Source organism: Enterobacter sp. MGH 24 (assembly GCF_000493015.1).
GTDB lineage: Bacteria > Pseudomonadota > Gammaproteobacteria > Enterobacterales > Enterobacteriaceae > Enterobacter.
In genome coordinates, this window is sequence record NZ_KI535657.1 from 1700550 (window position 1) to 1719765 (window position 19216).

19 protein-coding genes are annotated in these 19216 nt (G+C 57.6%); 14 read left to right on the plus strand and 5 right to left on the minus strand.

Annotation, left to right across the window (positions count from 1 at the left end; all coding sequences use genetic code 11):
* Window positions 1–84 precede the first annotated feature (84 nt).
* The 3 genes from malM to ubiA all read left to right on the plus strand — a co-directional run bounded on the left by malM (window position 85) and on the right by ubiA (window position 2598).
* A complete protein-coding gene (malM, locus tag L370_RS13810) occupies window positions 85–1038 on the plus strand; it encodes a maltose operon protein MalM (RefSeq protein ID WP_023334135.1) in 954 nt (317 codons plus the stop codon).
* Window positions 1039–1218: 180 nt separating this feature from the next.
* The gene (ubiC, locus tag L370_RS13805; protein WP_023334136.1) at window positions 1219–1716 is read left to right on the plus strand and encodes a chorismate lyase; all 498 of its coding nucleotides are present in this window, start codon (window positions 1219–1221) and stop codon (window positions 1714–1716) included.
* A 12-nt stretch (window positions 1717–1728) separates the two neighbouring features.
* Window positions 1729–2598 carry a 4-hydroxybenzoate octaprenyltransferase gene (gene ubiA / locus L370_RS13800; protein ID WP_023334137.1) on the plus strand — a complete coding sequence of 290 codons (870 nt, stop codon included), beginning with the start codon at window positions 1729–1731 and terminating at the stop codon, window positions 2596–2598.
* An 88-nt stretch (window positions 2599–2686) separates the two neighbouring features.
* Here the strand turns inward: ubiA and zntA are convergent, their stop codons facing one another.
* Window positions 2687–4858, minus strand: a complete 2172-nt coding sequence (gene zntA / locus L370_RS13795; RefSeq protein WP_023334138.1) for a Zn(II)/Cd(II)/Pb(II) translocating P-type ATPase ZntA — start codon at window positions 4856–4858, stop codon at window positions 2687–2689.
* Between the two features lie 76 nt (window positions 4859–4934).
* The gene (locus tag L370_RS13790; protein ID WP_023310011.1) at window positions 4935–5561 is read right to left on the minus strand and encodes a lysoplasmalogenase; all 627 of its coding nucleotides are present in this window, start codon (window positions 5559–5561) and stop codon (window positions 4935–4937) included.
* A 129-nt stretch (window positions 5562–5690) separates the two neighbouring features.
* On the opposite strand from L370_RS13790, the gene L370_RS13785 reads away from it, so the two are divergent.
* Window positions 5691–6050, plus strand: a complete 360-nt coding sequence (locus L370_RS13785) for a DUF2500 domain-containing protein (RefSeq protein WP_023334139.1) — start codon at window positions 5691–5693, stop codon at window positions 6048–6050.
* A gap of 82 nt (window positions 6051–6132) precedes the next feature.
* Here L370_RS13785 and L370_RS13780 read toward each other — a convergent pair whose 3' ends face one another.
* Window positions 6133–6414: a DUF1145 family protein gene (locus L370_RS13780; protein ID WP_010436509.1), complete on the minus strand. Its 282-nt coding sequence runs from the start codon at window positions 6412–6414 to the stop codon at window positions 6133–6135.
* Window positions 6398–7000, minus strand: a complete 603-nt coding sequence (gene rsmD / locus L370_RS13775; protein WP_023334140.1) for a 16S rRNA (guanine(966)-N(2))-methyltransferase — start codon at window positions 6998–7000, stop codon at window positions 6398–6400. Before rsmD ends, L370_RS13780 begins: the two co-directional genes overlap by 17 nt.
* A gap of 127 nt (window positions 7001–7127) precedes the next feature.
* Between rsmD and ftsY the strand changes: the two genes are divergently transcribed.
* From ftsY to livJ, 6 genes are all read left to right on the plus strand, one after another.
* Window positions 7128–8588, plus strand: coding sequence for a signal recognition particle-docking protein FtsY (gene ftsY, locus L370_RS13770; protein ID WP_023334141.1), 1461 nt, complete (start codon window positions 7128–7130; stop codon window positions 8586–8588).
* Between the two features lie 2 nt (window positions 8589–8590).
* Window positions 8591–9262: a cell division ATP-binding protein FtsE gene (ftsE, locus tag L370_RS13765; protein WP_023310016.1), complete on the plus strand. Its 672-nt coding sequence runs from the start codon at window positions 8591–8593 to the stop codon at window positions 9260–9262.
* On the plus strand, window positions 9249–10304 hold the full coding sequence (ftsX, locus tag L370_RS13760) for a permease-like cell division protein FtsX (RefSeq protein ID WP_023334142.1): 1056 nt from the start codon (window positions 9249–9251) through the stop codon (window positions 10302–10304). Before ftsE ends, ftsX begins: the two co-directional genes overlap by 14 nt.
* Window positions 10305–10555: 251 nt before the next feature.
* The gene (gene rpoH, locus L370_RS13755) at window positions 10556–11413 is read left to right on the plus strand and encodes an RNA polymerase sigma factor RpoH (RefSeq protein WP_023334143.1); all 858 of its coding nucleotides are present in this window, start codon (window positions 10556–10558) and stop codon (window positions 11411–11413) included.
* Between the two features lie 136 nt (window positions 11414–11549).
* Window positions 11550–12815 carry a 4-aminobutyrate--2-oxoglutarate transaminase gene (locus L370_RS13750; protein WP_023334144.1) on the plus strand — a complete coding sequence of 422 codons (1266 nt, stop codon included), beginning with the start codon at window positions 11550–11552 and terminating at the stop codon, window positions 12813–12815.
* A 196-nt stretch (window positions 12816–13011) separates the two neighbouring features.
* The gene (gene livJ, locus L370_RS13745; protein ID WP_072163886.1) at window positions 13012–14112 is read left to right on the plus strand and encodes a branched chain amino acid ABC transporter substrate-binding protein LivJ; all 1101 of its coding nucleotides are present in this window, start codon (window positions 13012–13014) and stop codon (window positions 14110–14112) included.
* A gap of 177 nt (window positions 14113–14289) precedes the next feature.
* Here livJ and panM read toward each other — a convergent pair whose 3' ends face one another.
* On the minus strand, window positions 14290–14673 hold the full coding sequence (gene panM / locus L370_RS13740) for an aspartate 1-decarboxylase autocleavage activator PanM (protein WP_023334145.1): 384 nt from the start codon (window positions 14671–14673) through the stop codon (window positions 14290–14292).
* A 424-nt stretch (window positions 14674–15097) separates the two neighbouring features.
* Here panM and livK point away from each other — a divergent pair, with 424 nt between their 5' ends.
* The 4 genes from livK to livG are packed head-to-tail and all read left to right on the plus strand — an operon-like array spanning window position 15098 to window position 19215.
* A complete protein-coding gene (gene livK / locus L370_RS13735) occupies window positions 15098–16207 on the plus strand; it encodes a high-affinity branched-chain amino acid ABC transporter substrate-binding protein LivK (protein WP_023334146.1) in 1110 nt (369 codons plus the stop codon).
* Between the two features lie 46 nt (window positions 16208–16253).
* Window positions 16254–17180: a high-affinity branched-chain amino acid ABC transporter permease LivH gene (livH, locus tag L370_RS13730; RefSeq protein WP_008500099.1), complete on the plus strand. Its 927-nt coding sequence runs from the start codon at window positions 16254–16256 to the stop codon at window positions 17178–17180.
* Window positions 17177–18454 (plus strand): high-affinity branched-chain amino acid ABC transporter permease LivM, encoded by a 1278-nt coding sequence (locus tag L370_RS13725; protein WP_023334147.1) that lies wholly within the window; start codon window positions 17177–17179, stop codon window positions 18452–18454. The genes livH and L370_RS13725 overlap by 4 nt, the downstream gene beginning before the upstream one ends.
* On the plus strand, window positions 18451–19215 hold the full coding sequence (livG, locus tag L370_RS13720) for a high-affinity branched-chain amino acid ABC transporter ATP-binding protein LivG (protein WP_023334148.1): 765 nt from the start codon (window positions 18451–18453) through the stop codon (window positions 19213–19215). Before L370_RS13725 ends, livG begins: the two co-directional genes overlap by 4 nt.
* Window position 19216 lies beyond the last annotated feature (1 nt).

Here is a 19216-nt window from a genome sequence, read left to right on the forward strand (position 1 = left end):
GAGGGGCGCAAGCCCCTCTATCCTTAGGGTGCTGCGCGCTATTGCCTGGCCACCGCAGTGCTCACGCTATCAGAGGTAATAACAATGAAAATGAAGAAAAGTCTCGTCGCGCTGTGCCTCTCTGCGGGGCTGATGGCCTGTGTTCCGGCGGTCTCCTTTGCAGACGTGAATTTCGTACCACAAAATACCAGCGCTGCGCCGGCTATCCCGGCGGCGGCGCTCCAGCAGCTGACATGGACGCCTGTTGATCAATCCAAAACACAGTCGACACAGCTTTCTACGGGCGGTCAGCAGCTGAACGTGCCGGGGATCACCGGGCCTGTTGCCGCCTATAGCGTGCCGGCCAACATTGGTGAGCTGACCCTGACGCTGACCAGCGAAGTGAACAAGCAAACCAGCGTTTTTGCGCCAAACGTGTTGATTCTGGATCAGAACCTGACGCCATCTGCTTTCTTCCCAAGCGAGTACTTTAGCTATCAGGAGCCTGGCGTCATGAGCGCCGATCGTCTGGAAGGCAAAATGCGTCTGACGCCAGCGTTGGGACAGCAGAAGATTTATGTTCTGGTTTTCACGACTGAAAAAGATCTCCAGCAGACCACTAAGCTTATCGATCCGGCAAAAGCCTACGCCAAGGGAACGGGTAACTCTGTTCCGGATATCCCGGATCCGTTAGCGCGCCACGTCACCGACGGCCTGCTCAAGCTGAAAGTCTCAACGAACAATGCGTCCAGCGTGCTGGTCGGCCCGCTGTTTGGCTCCTCCGGTACCGGCCCTGTCACTGTAGGTAACACTGCTGCTCCTGCCTATACCGCGCCAGCTGCTACGGCAGCCGCACCGGTGGCGACCGCAGCGCCTGCCCCGGCGAAGAAAGCTGAGCCGGTACTGAACGACACCGAAGAGTACTTCAACAACGCCATTAAGCAGGCGGTGAAGCGCGGCGATGTCGATAAAGCGCTGAAACTGCTTGATGAAGCCGAACGTTTAGGTTCAACCACTGCCCGTTCCACCTTTATCAGCAGTGTAAAAGGCAAGGGGTAACCGTTTCCCCACAGTGCTGATTTGTTAGTAGTTTGGTGCGCCTGAGTGGGCGCACTTTTTTTCGTATCCGCCAGGCTGTTGCGCCCATGTTGCGATCGTGATCGTTAAATAACGTTTGGCCCCCCTCAATCCGTGTTTCTGCGATACAATGCCATTACGTTATGTATCGGAGAGTCTGGCATGTCACACCCTGCGCTAACGCAACTGCGTGCGCTGCGCTATTTCGACCAAATACCTGCGCTTGATCCGCAACAGCTGGACTGGTTGTTGCTGGAAGATTCCATGACGAAACGTTTTGAGCAACAGGGTAAAACGGTCACGGTGACCCTGATTCAGGAAGGGTTTGTCTCTGGCGATGAGATCGCCAGCGAGCTGCCGCTGCTGCCGCAAGAGCCACGCTACTGGCTGCGCGAAATTTTACTTTGTGCTGATGGTGAGCCATGGCTTGCCGGACGGACGGTGGTGCCCGAGTCCACCCTTTCCGGGCCAGAACTGGCGCTGCAACGTCTGGGGAAAACGCCGCTGGGGCGTTACCTTTTCACCTCGTCTGAGCTTACCCGGGATTTTATTGAGATTGGTCGTGATGCCGAACTGTGGGGGCGTCGTTCCCGCCTTCGCCTGAGCGGTAAGCCGTTAATTCTGACGGAGCTTTTTTTACCGGCATCACCGTTGTACTAAGAGGAAGAAAAAATGGAGTGGAGCCTGACGCAGAATAAGCTGCTGGCGTATCACCGCTTAATGCGTACTGATAAACCCATCGGCGCGTTGCTGCTGCTGTGGCCGACCCTGTGGGCGTTGTGGGTGGCCACGCCGGGCGTGCCGCCGCTGTGGATCCTGGGCGTGTTCGTTGCCGGCGTCTGGCTGATGCGCGCGGCGGGCTGCGTGGTGAATGACTATGCCGATCGTAAATTCGACGGCCATGTTAAGCGTACTGCCGGTCGTCCGTTACCCAGCGGGCAGGTCACCGGGAAAGAAGCCCGCGTGCTGTTCATCATTCTGGTGCTGCTCTCTTTCCTGCTGGTGTTAACCCTCAACACCATGACCATTCTGCTTTCCGTGGCGGCGCTGGCGTTGGCCTGGGTGTATCCGTTTATGAAGCGCTATACCCACCTGCCCCAGGTGGTGCTGGGCGCGGCGTTTGGCTGGTCGATTCCGATGGCGTTTGCGGCGGTTAGTGAGTCCTTACCGCTCAGCTGCTGGCTGATGTTCCTGGCGAACATTCTCTGGGCCGTGGCGTATGACACGCAATACGCGATGGTAGACCGCGACGATGACCTGAAAATTGGCATCAAATCCACCGCCATCCTCTTTGGTCGTCAGGACAAGCTGATTATCGGTATCCTGCAGGTCGCGGTACTGGCGCTGATGGTTGCGATCGGTCGCCTGAACGGGCTGAACTGGGAGTTTTACTGGTCCGTGCTGGTGGCGGGACTGCTGTTTGCGTACCAGCAAAAGCTGATTGCGAAGCGTGAACGTGACGCCTGTTTTAAAGCGTTTATGAATAATAACTACGTCGGTCTGGTGCTGTTTTTAGGCCTGGCGATGAGCTATTTCTTATAAAAAAGTCGGGTGGCGGCTTCGCCTTGCCCGACCTACGCGTTAGCAGAACATGTAGGCCCGGTAAGCGTCAGCGCCACCGGGCGTTTTTTTACCGGCGGCGCAGCAGCCGAAGCGCGTTCGCCGTCACCAGCACCGTTGCCCCGGTATCCGCCAGCACCGCCAGCCACAGTCCGGTCATGCCGAGCAGGGTCGTCACCAGGAAAATCCCTTTCAGACCGAGCGCAATGCCGATGTTTTGTCGGATGTTGGCCCGCGTCGCCCGCGCCAGGCTAATCATCTGCGCCAGCCCGGTCAGGCGGTTGTGGGTCAATGCCGCGTCGGCGGTCTCCAGCGCTACGTCGGTGCCGCTGCCCATCGCAATACCAATGGTGGAGGCTTTCATCGCCGGGGCATCGTTAATCCCGTCACCGACCATTGCCAGCGGCGCGCGAGCGTTCAGCTCCGTCACGGCGCTGACCTTATCCGCAGGCAACAATCCGGCTTTAAACTCCAGCCCCAGCTCACCGGCAATCGTTGCCGCCGCGCGAGGGTTATCGCCGGTAAGAATAACGCCCTGCACGTCCAGCTTGTGCAGCGCCGCCACGGCTTCTTTTGCGTCATCGCGCAGGGTATCGCGCAGCGCCAGCAACCCTTTCGCGACGCCGTCCTGCATCACGGTCACGACGGTTTGTCCGGTCTGTTCTAACGCCTCAACCTCTGGATTGGACGACTTGCCCGCCGCGACAATCAGCACCTTTTTACCCTCGACGACAGCCTCAATCCCTGACCCAACCAGCGCCCGCTGGGCGGTTGCCGGAGGGATGTTCAGCCCGCGCGCCTGCGCTTCACGCACAATCGCCTGCGCCAGCGGGTGAGTGGAGCCCTGTTCAACGGCGGCGGCCAGCGTAAGCAACGCATTTTCACTGATGTCCTGCGGATACACGCCGGTTACCTGCGGCTTGCCGACGGTCAGCGTGCCGGTTTTATCGAAGGCGATATGCTGGACCTGGCTCAGCTGCTCCAGCGCCGCGCCGCCCTTAATCAGCGCCCCGCGACGTGCCGCCGCCGCCAGGCCTGACGTAATCGCCGCCGGGGTGGAAATCACCAGCGCGCACGGGCAGCCAATCAGCAGCAGCGTCAGCCCTTTATAAATCCAGCCCTCCCACGGCGCGCCAAAGAACAGCGGTGGGACGACGGTGAACAGCAGGGCAACCAGCATGATGGCAGGGGTATAAATCCGGCTGAAGCGATCGATAAAGCGTTCGACCGGCGCGCGGCGCTCCTCTGCCTCTTCAATCAGCTTCAGGATACGGTCGATGGCGCTGTCGCCCGGCTCGGAAAGCACGGTGAGCTGCACCAGACGGTCGACGCTGGTGGCACCCGCAGGCACTTTTTCACCCGCGGCACGCTCTACCGGAATGGATTCCCCGGTCAGGGCGCTTTCATCGAAGCTTGCGGTGGCGGTAAGCAGCGCGCCGTCGGCGGGCAGACGCCCCCCCGCGGACACTTCAATCACGTCGCCCGGGCGCAGCGTATTGATGGCGACCGTTTCACGCGTGCCGTTTATCACGCGAGTGGCGGTTTCCGGCTTCAGCGCCATCAGCGCGCTGACCCCTTTACGCGCCCGGCTCGCCGCCCAGCCTTCAAGACGTTCGCCGATTAAGAACAGCAGCAGTACCATCGCCGCTTCTGCCGTCGCGCCAATGAACAGCGCGCCGATCGCCGCCACGCTCATCAGCGTTTCGATGGCAAACCAGCTGCCGCTTTTCGTCAGGCGCAGCGCCTGACGGGCAATCGGGAACAGCCCGACCAGCGTGGTGGTGATAAACGCCAGATTGCCGAACGGGTGGTTAATCTGCTCAAGACCCCAGCTCAGGGCCATCATGATGATGAGGGTAATGAGCGGCAGGTTTTCTTTCAGGGAGGCGGTTTTTTCAACGGGTGCCGTTTCGCTGCGCAGGGTATAGCCCGCCTTGCTGACGGCGGCTTCAACCTGCTTGCTGACGTCGTTATCGGCGCTAACCAGCAGCTTTTCGGTGGAGAACAGCACCTGAACGTGGCTCACGCCCGGCACTTGTTTGACGGCGTTTTCCACTTTGCGGGCGCAGGCCGCGCAGTCCATACCGTTGACGACCCAGCTGTAGCGGTTGCCGCTTTCAGGAAGGGGTTGAGCTTGCGTCTCGCACGCGCCTTCGCAGCAGCACTCGTCTTTCGACGGAACCGGGCTGAGCTTAAGTGCCGAGAATTGAGGAACTTTTTTAGGTATTTCTGGAGTCGACATGGCAGTCTCCGGCAATGATAATTTTCTCATTAACCGCAGCATACACTCTGGAGTCGACTCCAGAGTCAAGCGCTATTTAGATATACAGCGAACGCACAATCAGGAAGTGCCCGGCAAAGTAACACGCGGAGGCAATCGCGTTATCGGCCCGGAAGCGGCGGCGATAGTGGCTGCCCAGCCAGACGATATTCCCGATCAGCAGCAGCGCGGCGCCGAAGAACGCGGACATCGCCGGAGCGGTCGGACGGAAGAACCACAGCTCGCCCGCCAGCCACACCATTACCAGGGTCATGGCGATAAAGGTACAGACCGGCAAACGCATCTCTTCCAGACGTGACCAAATCACCGCAATCAGCAGGGCACCAATCACCAGCAGCACCAGCGGCAGCGGCCAGAAGAAGGAGAGCGTCATCTGGCTGGCAAAATAGATGGTATACAGCAGATGGGAGAGGAAGAACGCCCCAACGGCGTACAGCAGGCGCTGGCGCGGCAGCAGGGTTAAGGCATCGCCAATCAAAGATGCGCACAGCCCGGCGAGCACCAGATAGCTGACGGCGTTAAACATCGGCGCTTGCCAGGCCAGCAGCAGCAGGAGCAACAGCGTAACCGGTTTAAACAACCAGCGCTGCCAGGTGGGACCGCGGTAGGACGCATCGACATAAAGCCATGCGGAAAAACAGACAGCGATAAATGACCAAAGCATATTAACTCCCTGTATCTGTTAAGTCTGAATAATCAGTTTCTGATCCAGTGTAGTGACGCGGGCGGGCGTTTGGCAATGCCGGTACAGGCAAGGTATCCTGAATTCCGCAAAATCTGATGGGATTATCGAATGAGCAAGATGCCGCTTTTTTTCATTATCGTGGTGGCGATTATCATTATTGCCGCCTCGTTCCGTTTTGTGCAGCAGCGCCGCGAGAAGGCGGATAACGACGCCGCGCCGCTGATGCAAAAGCGCGTGGTGGTGACGAACAAGCGTGAGAAACCGCTCAACGACCGCCGCTCGCGCCAGCAGCAGGTGACGCCTGCGGGCACAGCAATACGCTATGAAGCGAGCTTTAAGCCGGAAACGGGCGGCCTGGAGATGACCTTCCGCCTGGAGGCGCAGCAGTATCATCAGCTGACGGTGGGGGACAAAGGGACGTTGAGCTACAAAGGGACGCGGTTTGAAGGGTTTGAACCGGAGCGGTAATGCCGGGCGGCACTGCGTTTGCCCGGCCTACGGGGTTTCGTAGGCCCGGTAAGCGCAGCGCCACCGGGCAACTAAACGCACCTTACTTCTTCACCTGCGCCTTAAACTTCTTCATCCACACCAGCAGTTCAAACACGCCGAAAATAAAGACGCGCAGCTGCTGCCATCCGGTCATTTGCGGGCCGTCTTTCGGCAGGCCGTTTTTCAGCATCACCATTTGCAGGGCGTGCATGAACGACGTAAAAATCAGCGCCACGTTAACGAAAATGTTCATCGGACGCGGGAACGGGTGCACAAGATTTAAAATCAAAAATGCCCAGACGCCCAGCATCAGCAAACGTCCCAGGTTAATCAGTACCGGCATCGGAGCCTCCTTGTGCCTGACGGTGATACAGACGATAAGCAACCTGACCCGCGACTTTTTCACGGTGCAGATCCCAGTGAGTGGGAACCGGCGGTAAACCGTTTTCCACTTCGCTTTCAACGTAAATTAGCGCGTCATCCGCCAGCCAGCCGTTTTGCTCCAGCAGGGATAACGTCTCCTCCAGCAGCCCCTTGCGGAACGGCGGGTCGACAAACACCACGTTATGCGGCGTGCCTTTCTGCGCAAGAAAACTCAGCGTGTTGGTGTTCACGACTTTGGCGTTGCTCGCCTTCAGCGTCGCCAGATTTTGCTGCAGCGTCTGCGCCACGCCGCGCTCCATCTCCAGCAGCGTGGCGCTGGCGGCATAGCGCGACAGCGCTTCCAGCCCGAGCGCACCGCTTCCGGCGAAGCAGTCCAGGCAGTGGGCGTCTACCATTGACGGGGCCAGCCAGTTAAACAGCGTCTCGCGCACGCGGTCGGTAGTAGGGCGTAAACCGGGGCTATCCGGCACCGGTAATTTCCGGCCTCGCCACTGACCGCCGATAATACGAATTTGACCGGCCGGGGCGCGGTTGGGTTTCTTCATCTCAGGAAAGCTCTGTTAACAATTGGCCTGCGATTGCGGGCGGTGATGTCAATTAAGTAAAGTGTTAGACTATTTCATCATTTTTTTAGCTTCCATGTATATAGCGCCGCGAGGAGTGTAGTCGCAGATGGCAAAACAAAAAAAACGTGGCTTCTTTTCCTGGCTGGGCTTCGGTGAAAAAGAGCAAGAAACAGAACAGAAAACCGAAGAGCAACAAGCCGTTGAAGAGCAGTCGCAGCCTGAAACGCCTGTAGAAACCGCCGCGGTTGTCGAAGCGGAAGAAACGGCGCACAGCAAAGAAGAGATTGAATCCTTTGCAGAAGAGGTGGTTGAGGTCACTGAACAGGTTCAGGAGAGCGAGAAGCCAGAGCCGGTTGTGGTTGAAGAGATCCCCGAAGCGCCGCAGGCCGTTATCGAACACGAAGAGCTGCCGCTGCCGGAAGAGGTGAAAGCCGAAGAGGTGTCTGCCGAAGAGTGGCAGGCCGAAGCGGAAACCGTTGAAATTGTTGAGGCGGTGGAAGAAGAGGCGGCACTCGAGCCAGAACTGACCGACGAAGAGCTGGAAGCCCAGGCGCTGGCGGCAGAAGCCGCGGAAGAAGCGGTCATCGTCGTGCCGGTAGAAGAAGAACCGGAAGAAGAGATCGTTCAGGAGCAGGAAAAACCGACCAAAGAAGGTTTCTTCGCCCGCCTGAAGCGCAGCCTGCTCAAAACCAAAGAAAACTTAGGTTCCGGATTTATCAGTCTTTTCCGCGGCAAGAAGATCGACGACGATCTCTTTGAAGAGCTGGAAGAACAGCTGCTGATTGCGGACGTCGGCGTGGAAACCACCCGTAAGATCATCGCCAATCTGACCGAAGGGGCGAGCCGCAAACAGCTGCGCGACGCCGAGGCGCTGTACGGTCTGCTGAAAGACGAGATGGGCGAAATTCTCGCAAAAGTTGACGAACCGCTTAATATTGAAGGCAAAACGCCATTTGTTATTCTGATGGTTGGCGTGAACGGCGTGGGTAAAACCACCACCATCGGCAAGCTGGCGCGTCAGTTCGAGCAGCAGGGCAAATCGGTGATGCTCGCGGCGGGCGATACTTTCCGTGCGGCGGCGGTTGAGCAGCTGCAGGTTTGGGGCCAGCGCAACAACATTCCGGTGATTGCCCAGCATACCGGCGCGGATTCCGCATCCGTGATCTTCGACGCCATCCAGGCGGCGAAGGCGCGCAACGTGGACGTGCTGATTGCCGATACCGCAGGGCGTTTGCAGAACAAATCGCACCTGATGGAAGAGTTGAAGAAAATCGTTCGCGTGATGAAGAAGCTGGACGAAGACGCACCGCATGAAATTATGCTGACCATTGATGCCAGCACCGGACAGAACGCCATCAGTCAGGCGAAGCTGTTCACTGAAGCGGTAGGACTGACGGGGATCGCGCTGACCAAACTGGACGGCACCGCGAAAGGCGGGGTGATCTTCTCCGTGGCCGATCAGTTCGGTATTCCTATCCGCTACATCGGTGTGGGCGAGCGTATTGAGGATTTGCGTCCGTTTAAGGCGGACGACTTTATTGAGGCATTATTTGCCCGAGAGGACTAACAATGATTCGCTTTGAACACGTCAGCAAGGCCTATCTCGGTGGGAGACAAGCGCTGCAGGGGGTGACATTCCACCTGCAGCCGGGCGAGATGGCATTCCTGACCGGCCATTCCGGCGCGGGGAAAAGTACCCTGCTCAAGCTTATCTGTGGGATCGAGAGGCCAAGCGCCGGGAAAATCTTTTTCGGCGGCCATGAGATCAGCCGCCTGAAAAACCGCGAAGTGCCGTTCCTGCGTCGTCAGATCGGCATGATTTTCCAGGATCACCACCTGCTGATGGATCGCACCGTTTTCGATAACGTGGCCATTCCGCTGATTATTGCCGGCGCCAGCTATGACGATATCCGCCGTCGCGTCTCTGCGGCGCTGGATAAGGTCGGGCTGCTGGACAAAGCGAAGAACTTCCCGATCCAGCTCTCCGGCGGTGAACAGCAGCGCGTGGGCATCGCCCGCGCGGTGGTGAACAAGCCTGCGGTGCTGCTGGCGGATGAACCAACCGGTAACCTGGACGATGCCCTGTCCGAAGGGATTTTGCGTCTGTTTGAGGAATTCAACCGCGTAGGGGTCACGGTATTGATGGCGACGCACGACATCGGGCTCATTTCCCGTCGTTCGTACCGCATGCTGACCCTGAGCGACGGGCATTTGCACGGAGGCCACGGTGAACAAGCGTGATGCAATGAACCAGATTCGGCAGTTTGGGAACCGGTTTGACCGTTTCCGTAAGCCGCAGGGCGGTGGTGACGGCAATCGTAATGCGCCGAAGCGCCAGAAGGCCGCGCCAAAACCGGCCTCCCGTAAAACCAACGTCTTTAACGAGCAGGTGCGCTACGCCTTCCACGGCGCGCTGCAGGACCTGAAAAGCAAACCGCTGGCGACGTTCCTGACGGTGATGGTGATTGCCATCTCCCTGACGCTGCCAAGCGTCTGCTATATGGTCTATAAAAACGTCAACCAGGCGGCTTCCCAGTATTATCCGTCCCCGCAGATCACGGTCTATATGGATAAAGCGCTCGACGATAATGCCGCGGCGCAGGTGGTTGGGCAAATCCAGGCCGAGCAGGGCGTGGAGAAGGTCAACTATCTCTCACGCGAAGACGCGCTGGGCGAGTTCCGTAACTGGTCAGGCTTTGGCGGCGCGCTGGATATGCTCGAAGAGAACCCGCTGCCCGCCGTGGCGGTGGTGATCCCGAAGCTGGATTTCCAGGGCACCGATTCGCTTAACACCCTGCGCGATCGCATCACGCGCATTAAGGGCATTGATGAAGTGCGCATGGATGACAGCTGGTTTGCGCGTCTCTCTGCCCTGACCGGGCTGGTAGGACGCGTCGCGGCGATGATTGGCGTGCTGATGGTGGCGGCGGTCTTCCTCGTCATCGGCAACAGCGTACGCCTGAGCATCTTTGCCCGTCGCGATACCATCAACGTGCAGAAACTGATTGGTGCAACGGATGGCTTCATCCTCCGACCGTTCCTTTACGGCGGTGCATTGCTCGGTTTTTCCGGCGCATTTCTTTCACTGATATTGTCAGAAATTTTGGTGATGCGGCTTTCGTCCGCCGTGACTGAAGTGGCGCAGGTTTTCGGAACCAAGTTTGATATCAGTGGCTTAGGTTTCGATGAGTGCCTGTTACTGCTGCTGGTTTGCTCGATGATTGGGTGGGTGGCCGCATGGCTGGCAACCGTTCAACATTTACGTCACTTTACTCCCGACTAATAAAAGCGTGATATAATCTTTCCCTGCACCGAGATGTTCGCTCTGCAGGGAAAGCGTCCCTGTCGTCGCTTCCCCTGTTTTCATTTCCATGTCACATTTTGTGCGTAATTTATTCACCGTTGCAACTGGAACTTGTGGATAAAATCACTGTCTGATAAAAGAGTGAATGCTAATCTCGTTGCTCAAACGCTTTGGCATGGTTGTTGCCTGACGGGGACGACCTGGACCAGAAGAAACATTGAGAGGAATGAATGACCAAAGAAATGCAAACTTTAGCTTTAGCCCCTGTTGGTAACCTGGAATCTTACATCCGGGCTGCGAACACCTGGCCGATGTTAACGGCCGAGGAAGAAAAGGAGCTTGCTGAAAAGCTGCATTACCAGGGCGATCTGGAAGCAGCTAAGACGCTGATCCTGTCTCACCTGCGCTTTGTTGTTCACGTTGCTCGTAATTATGCGGGCTACGGCCTGCCGCAGGCGGACTTGATTCAGGAAGGTAACATCGGCCTGATGAAGGCTGTACGTCGCTTCAACCCGGAAGTGGGTGTTCGACTGGTCTCCTTCGCCGTGCACTGGATCAAAGCTGAAATTCACGAATACGTGCTGCGCAACTGGCGTATCGTGAAAGTCGCCACGACAAAAGCGCAGCGCAAACTGTTCTTCAACCTGCGTAAAGCCAAGCAGCGTCTGGGCTGGTTCAACCAGGATGAAGTGGAAATGGTGGCGCGCGAGCTGGGCGTAACCAGCAAAGACGTGCGTGAGATGGAATCCCGTATGGCCGCGCAGGACATGACCTTTGATATGTCCTCCGACGACGACGCGTCCGACAGCCAGCCGATGGCACCGGTTCTGTATCTGCAGGATAAAACCTCTAACTTTGCTGACGGCATCGAAGAGGATAACTGGGAAGATCAGGCCGCGAACAAGCTGACCCATGCGATGGAAGGCCTCGACGAACGTAGCCAGGATATTATCCGCGCCCGCTGGCTGGACGAAGACAACAAGTCCACGCTGCAGGAGCTGGCCGACCGCTACGGCGTTTCTGCGGAACGTGTCCGTCAGCTTGAAAAGAACGCCATGAAAAAACTTCGCGCCGCTATCGAAGCGTAATTTCCGCGAAGTACACCGAGAACCCTCGAATGCAAATTCGGGGGTTTTGTTTTTTTAGCGCCCGCTCTGGCGAATTCCCTCCCCCTGGCAAACACTTACTGATGCGCTAAGCAGGCGACTTTCTCAGGGGGACAGGGTGAAAAATAACGAACTGAACGACCGGCGTTTACAGGCGACGCCGCGCGGCATCGGCGTGATGTGTAATTTCTATGCCGATAAAGCCGAAAACGCCACGGTGTGGGACGTGGAAGGCAACGAGTACATCGACTTCGCCGCCGGGATCGCGGTGCTGAATACCGGCCATCGCCATCCAAAAGTCATTTCCGCCATTGAAAAGCAACTCCACGCGTTTACCCATACGGCGTACCAGATTGTGCCGTATGAGAGCTATGTCGCGCTTGCCGAGCGCATCAACCAGCGCGTCCCCGTTGACGGTCCCGCCAAAACCGCCTTCTTCTCTACGGGCGCAGAGGCGGTCGAAAACGCGGTCAAAATCGCCCGGGCGTACACCAAACGTCCCGGCCTTATCACTTTCGGCGGCGCGTTCCACGGCCGCACCTTTATGACCATGGCGCTGACCGGCAAAGTGGCGCCGTACAAGCTCGGCTTTGGCCCGTTCCCCGGTTCGGTGTATCACGCGCAGTATCCGAATGAACTGCACGGCGTCAGCACGGCGGAAGCGTTGAAAAGCCTGGAGCGTATCTTTAAAGCGGATATCGCCCCTGATCAGGTCGCGGCCATTATTCTCGAACCGGTTCAGGGAGAGGGCGGTTTCAACATTGCGCCAGCTGATTTTATGCAGGCGCTGCGCGCCCTGTGCGACACCCACGGTATTTTGCTGATTGCCGACGAGGTGCAAAGCGGCTTCGCCCGTACCGGCAAGCTGTTCTCGATGGAACACCACTGCGTGAAGCCCGATCTGATCACCATGGCGAAAAGCCTGGCGGGCGGCATGCCGCTTTCGGCGGTATCGGGCCGTGCGGAGGTGATGGACGCACCGGCGCCGGGCGGGCTGGGCGGTACTTACGCCGGTAACCCGCTGGCAATTGCGGCGGCGCATGCCGTGCTCGACGTGATTGATGAAGAGGATCTCTGCACGCGCTCGGCGCATCTCGGCCATCACCTGGTGGAAGTGCTGAACAAAGCGAAGGAACACTGCCCGTATATCGCTGACATTCGCGCGCAGGGCTCGATGGTGGCGGTGGAATTTAACGACCCGCAAACGGGTCAGCCTTCGCCGGAATTTACCCGCCAGGTTCAGGATCGCGCGTTGCAGGAAGGGCTGCTTCTTCTGAGCTGCGGCGTCTACGGTAACGTCATTCGCTTCCTCTATCCGCTGACTATCCCTGAAGCGCAGTTCCGCAAAGCGCTGGACATTATCTCCGCGTCGCTGACACGTTAAAGCCACATGCCCGGCGAAAACCCTGCCGGGCTTATCATATATTCATTTCAAATTAGCTATTCCAAAATCATAAAAATCGGGTATGTTTTAGCAGAGTATGCTGAAAAAGCGCGGACAGCACACCTATAACTGAAATAAAGCGCTGCACAACAACATCACAACAATCGTAATAACCATAATAATGGGGAATCTCAGGATGAACATGAAGGGTAAAGCGTTACTGGCAGGATGTATCGCGTTGGCATTCAGCACCATGGCACAGGCAGACATCAAGGTGGCTGTTGTTGGCGCAATGTCCGGTCCGGTAGCACAGTACGGCGACCAGGAATTTACCGGCGCTGAGCAGGCGGTTGCAGACATTAATGCTAAGGGCGGTATCAAAGGCGAAAAACTGCAGATCGTAAAATATGATGATGCCTGTGACCCGAAACAAGCGGTCGCGGTGGCGAACAAAGTGGTGAACGACGGGATCAAGTACGTTATCGGTCACCTGTGCTCTTCTTCAACTCAGCCAGCGTCTGACATCTACGAAGACGAAGGTATTCTGATGATCACCCCGGCAGCGACCGCACCAGAGCTGACCGCCCGTGGCTACAAGCTGACCCTGCGCACCACCGGTCTGGACTCTGACCAGGGTCCAACCGCGGCGAAATACATCGTTGAAAAAGTGAAGCCGAAGCGCATTGCTATCGTTCATGACAAGCAGCAGTACGGTGAAGGTCTGGCGCGTTCAGTGCAGGACAACCTCAAGAAAGCGAATGCTGACGTGGTGTTCTTCGACGGGATCACCGCCGGTGAGAAAGACTTCTCCACCCTGGTGGCGCGTCTGAAGAAAGAGAATATTGATTTCGTTTACTACGGTGGCTATCACCCGGAAATGGGCCAGATCCTGCGCCAGGCGCGCGCTGCGGGCCTGAAAACCCAGTTTATGGGGCCGGAAGGCGTGGCGAACGTTTCCCTGTCTAACATTGCGGGTGAATCAGCCGAAGGCCTGCTGGTAACCAAACCGAAGAACTACGACCAGGTCCCTGCGAACAAACCTATCGTAGATGCCATCAAGGCGAAGAAACAGGATCCAAGCGGCGCGTTCGTCTGGACCACCTACGCGGCGCTGCAGTCTCTGCAGGCGGGCCTGAACCAGTCAGCCGATCCGGCAGAGATTGCCACCTGGCTGAAAGCGAACACCGTCGAGACCGTCATGGGACCGCTGTCCTGGGACGCGAAGGGCGACCTGAAGGGCTTCGAGTTCGGCGTGTTTGACTGGCATGCGAACGGCACGGCGACCGACGCCAAATAATTTTCCCGTCGCCTTTCGCGCCGCAGGTGCGTTAGCTGCGTTATTCAACCCCGGTCACTTACTTAAGTAAGCTCCCGGGGATTTCATAACTTGCCGCCTTCCTGCAACACGAAATGCTTGGGAAAATGCGGCAGATAATGTAGGCCGGGTAAGGCGCAGCCGCCACCCGGCTTTCTTTTAGCGCTTCTCCCACCCGCTCTCCTGCGCCGTAAACCCTAACGCCTGCATAAACGCCGCCATCACGCCGCGGTCTTCCACGCCCACGTCAGCCATCCACCATGAGGTCACGCTCGGGTTTTCACGGATCACTTCTTCAATTAAATACTGTCCCACACCGCGACGACGGGTGACGTCACGCACGCGCAGCGAGTCCAGCGCCCCTTCTGTACCGCTCAGGGTCACGCGAACCGCAGCCAGCAGGCGCTCGTTAAAACGCGCGGCATAAATACGGTGGGTCTCATCAACGCGTAGCGACGAAGGGGAATATTCCGGCCAGATCTTGCCCAGGTCGATATGATCCTGGTCGCTAAAGGTCACCAGACGCACGATAGTCAGTTTCATTAGCTACTTGTCCAAATCAAATTGAGTAGAGGCAGTGTACTCAATTTATTCACTCAGCGGCTTCCTCTTTTTATTCTCATTAACCAGGTGATTAGTTTTTTGGCAACGCAATGGGCAGTTTGAAAACACATGGATCGAAAAATAAGCAGAATTTTAACCTGAATGGTAGTGATTTATTCGGCGCTTTGTACCGTTATTTTATGCTGCAAACTGCACTTTTATTTGTTTATCTCTGCCTGATTTCAGAATATTATCTTTGCTTAATCGCCTGAAAAATAGAGATTTTAGTCTGGTTTTTGACAAAAACCTGCGCTAAACCATTAAAGGCACTGGTAAAAATAGCGTTGTTCATTAAAAGTACAGAATGCTTTTTAACCATAATAAAACAAAATATAAACACGACATCACGAATGGGGATTCAGAGATGAAAAGGAACGCGAAGACGTTAATCGCGGGGATGGTCGCACTGTCGATCTCGCATGCCGCTATGGCGGAGGACATTAAAGTTGCGGTAGTGGGTGCAATGTCCGGCCCTGTTGCCCAGTGGGGTGACATGGAGTTCAACGGCGCGCGCCAGGCCATTAAAGACATCAACGCTAAGGGTGGCATCAAGGGCGACAAGCTGGTGGGCGTGGAATATGACGACGCCTGCGATCCGAAGCAGGCCGTCGCGGTCGCCAACAAAATCGTCAACGACGGTATCCAGTATGTGATCGGCCACCTGTGTTCATCCTCCACCCAGCCTGCGTCTGACATCTACGAAGACGAAGGTATCCTGATGATCACCCCAGGCGCAACTAACCCTGAGCTGACCCAGCGCGGCTACCAGCACATCATGCGTACCGCCGGTCTGGACTCCTCGCAGGGGCCCACCGCCGCCAAATACGTCCTCGAGACCGTTAAGCCACAGCGCATTGCCATTATTCATGACAAGCAGCAGTACGGCGAAGGCCTGGCGCGCTCCGTGCAGGATGGCCTGAAAAAAGGCGGCGCGAACATCGTCTTCTTCGACGGGATTACCGCCGGTGAGAAAGACTTCTCCGCGCTGATCGCCCGCCTGCAAAAAGAGAACATCGACTTCGTTTACTACGGCGGCTACTACCCGGAAATGGGGCAGATGCTGCGCCAGGCGCGCGCCACCGGCCTGAAAACCCAGTTTATGGGGCCAGAGGGCGTGGGCAATGCCTCCCTGTCAAACATCGCGGGGGATTCTGCTGAAGGCATGCTGGTGACGATGCCAAAACGCTATGACCAGGATCCGGCCAACAAGGCTATCGTGGATGCGCTCAAGGCGCAGAAGAAAGATCCGAGCGGTCCGTACGTCTGGATCACCTACGCGGCCGTACAGTCTCTGGCCACCGCGCTGGATCGCTCCGGCAGCAAAGAACCGCTGGATCTGGTGAAAGATTTAAAAGCGCACGGGGCGAACACCGTGATTGGGCCGCTGAACTGGGATGAGAAAGGCGATCTGAAGGGATTTGAGTTTGGTGTCTTTAAGTGGCACGCCGACGGTTCATCCTCGGCCGCCAAATAATTATCCCACCGCCCGGCATGACGGGCGGGTATAAAAAGGTTTGCATATGTCCGAGCAGTTTCTCTATTTCCTGCAGCAGATGTTTAACGGCGTTACGCTGGGAAGCACCTACGCGCTGATCGCCATCGGCTATACGATGGTTTACGGCATTATCGGCATGATCAACTTCGCCCACGGCGAGGTGTACATGATCGGTAGCTACGTTTCCTTCATGATTATCGCCGCCCTGATGATGATGGGCATCGACAGCAGCTGGCTGCTGGTCGCCGCCGGGTTTGTCGGCGCGATTGTGATTGCCAGCGCCTACGGCTGGAGCATCGAGCGCGTGGCCTACAGGCCGGTGCGCAGCTCCAAGCGCCTGATTGCGCTGATCTCCGCCATCGGGATGTCGATCTTCCTGCAAAACTACGTCAGCCTGACCGAAGGTTCGCGCGACGTGGCGCTGCCAAGCCTGTTTAACGGCCAGTGGATTGTGGGGGCCAGCGAAAACTTCGCGGCCTCTATCACCACCATGCAGCTGGTTATCTGGGTCGTGACCTTTATTGCGATGCTCGCCCTGACGCTGTTCATCCGCTACTCGCGTATGGGACGCGCCTGCCGCGCGTGCGCAGAAGACCTGAAGATGGCGAGTCTCCTCGGCATCAACACCGACCGCGTGATTGCCCTGACCTTCGTGATTGGTGCCGCGATGGCGGCGGTGGCGGGTGTCCTGCTCGGCCAGTTCTACGGCGTGATCAACCCGTACATCGGCTTTATGGCCGGGATGAAAGCCTTCACCGCCGCGGTTCTGGGCGGTATCGGCAGTATTCCGGGCGCGATGATCGGTGGCCTGATCCTGGGCGTGGCGGAAGCGCTCTCCTCGGCGTACCTGAGCACGGAGTATAAAGACGTGGTGTCGTTTGCCCTGCTGATTCTGGTTCTGCTGGTGATGCCTACCGGTATTCTGGGCCGTCCGGAGGTAGAGAAAGTATGAAACCGATGCATTTTGCAATGGCGCTGCTCTCTGCCGCCATGTTCTTCGTGCTGGCCAGCGTCTTTATGGGCGTCCAGCTTGAGCTGAATGGCACCAAACTGGTTGTCGATACCGCAGCTGACATCCGCTGGCAGTGGGTATTTATCGGTACGGCCGTGGTGTTCCTGTTCCAGCTGCTGCGTCCGCTGTTCCAGAAGACGCTGAAAAACGTCTCCGGTCCAAAATTCGTGCTGCCGGCAATCGACGGTTCTACGGTTAAGCAGAAGCTGTTCCTCGTGGCGCTGCTGGTGGCCGCCGTGGCGTGGCCGTTTGTGGTGTCTCGCGGCACCGTGGATATTGCCACTCTGACCATGATCTACGTGATTCTCGGTCTCGGTCTGAACGTTGTCGTGGGGCTGTCTGGCCTGCTGGTGCTGGGCTACGGCGGCTTCTACGCCATCGGTGCCTATACCTTCGCGCTGCTGAACCACTATTACGGCCTCGGCTTCTGGACGTGCCTGCCGCTGGCGGGGCTGGTCTCTGCCGCTGCAGGCTTCCTGCTTGGCTTCCCGGTGCTGCGCCTGCGCGGTGACTACCTGGCGATTGTGACCTTAGGCTTCGGCGAAATCGTCCGTATCCTGCTGCTCAACAACACCGAAGTGACCGGCGGCCCGAACGGCATCAGCCAGATCCCGAAACCGACCTTCTTCGGCCTGGAGTTCAGCCGTACCGCCCGCGAAGGCGGCTGGGATACCTTCAGCAACTTCTTTGGCGTGAAGTATGACCCGTCCGACCGCGTGATTTGGCTCTATCTGGTGGCGCTGCTGCTGGTGGTGATTACCCTGTTCGTGATCAACCGTCTGCTGCGCATGCCGCTGGGCCGCGCGTGGGAAGCGCTGCGTGAAGATGAGATCGCCTGCCGCTCCCTGGGCCTGAACCCGACCCGCATCAAGCTGACCGCGTTCACCATCAGCGCCGCGTTTGCCGGTTTCGCCGGAACGCTGTTCGCCGCGCGTCAGGGCTTCGTCAGCCCGGAATCGTTCACCTTTGCCGAATCCGCCTTCGTGCTGGCGATTGTGGTGCTCGGTGGGATGGGCTCGCAGTTTGCCGTTATCCTCGCGGCCATCCTGCTGGTGGTCTCGCGCGAGCTGATGCGCGACTTTAACGAATACAGCATGCTGATGCTGGGTGGTTTAATGGTGCTGATGATGATCTGGCGTCCGCAGGGGCTGCTGCCGATGACCCGTCCACAGCTGAAGCTGAAACGCACTCAGGCGAAAGGAGAGCAGGCATGAAGCCTTTATTATCCGTTAACGGTCTGATGATGCGTTTTGGCGGCCTGCTGGCGGTCAACAACGTGAATCTGGATCTGCACAAGAAAGAGATTGTCTCCCTGATTGGCCCGAACGGCGCGGGGAAAACTACGGTCTTTAACTGTTTGACCGGCTTCTACAAGCCGACGGGTGGCACCATCATGCTGCGCGACCAGCACCTGGAAGGGCTGCCGGGCCAGCAGATCGCCCGCATGGGCGTGGTGCGTACCTTCCAGCACGTGCGTCTGTTTCGCGAGATGACGGTGATTGAGAACCTGCTGGTGGCACAGCATCAGCAGCTTAAAACCGGGCTGTTCTCCGGCCTGCTGAAAACCCCGGCCTTCCGCCGCGCGCAGGATGAAGCGCTCGATCGCGCCGCTACCTGGCTTGACCGAATTGGCCTGCTGCAGCACGCCAACCGTCAGGCGAGCAACCTGGCCTACGGTGACCAGCGCCGCCTGGAGATTGTGCGCTGCATGGTGACGCAGCCGGAAATCCTGATGCTCGACGAACCGGCGGCAGGGCTCAACCCGAAAGAGACCAAAGAGCTGGACGAGCTGATTGCCGAGCTGCGCGACAGTCATGACACCACCATCCTGCTGATTGAGCACGACATGAAGCTGGTGATGGGCATTTCGGACCGTATCTACGTGGTAAACCAGGGCACGCCGCTGGCAAACGGCACGCCGGAAGAGATCCGCAACAACCCGGACGTGATCCGCGCATACCTTGGTGAGGCATAAG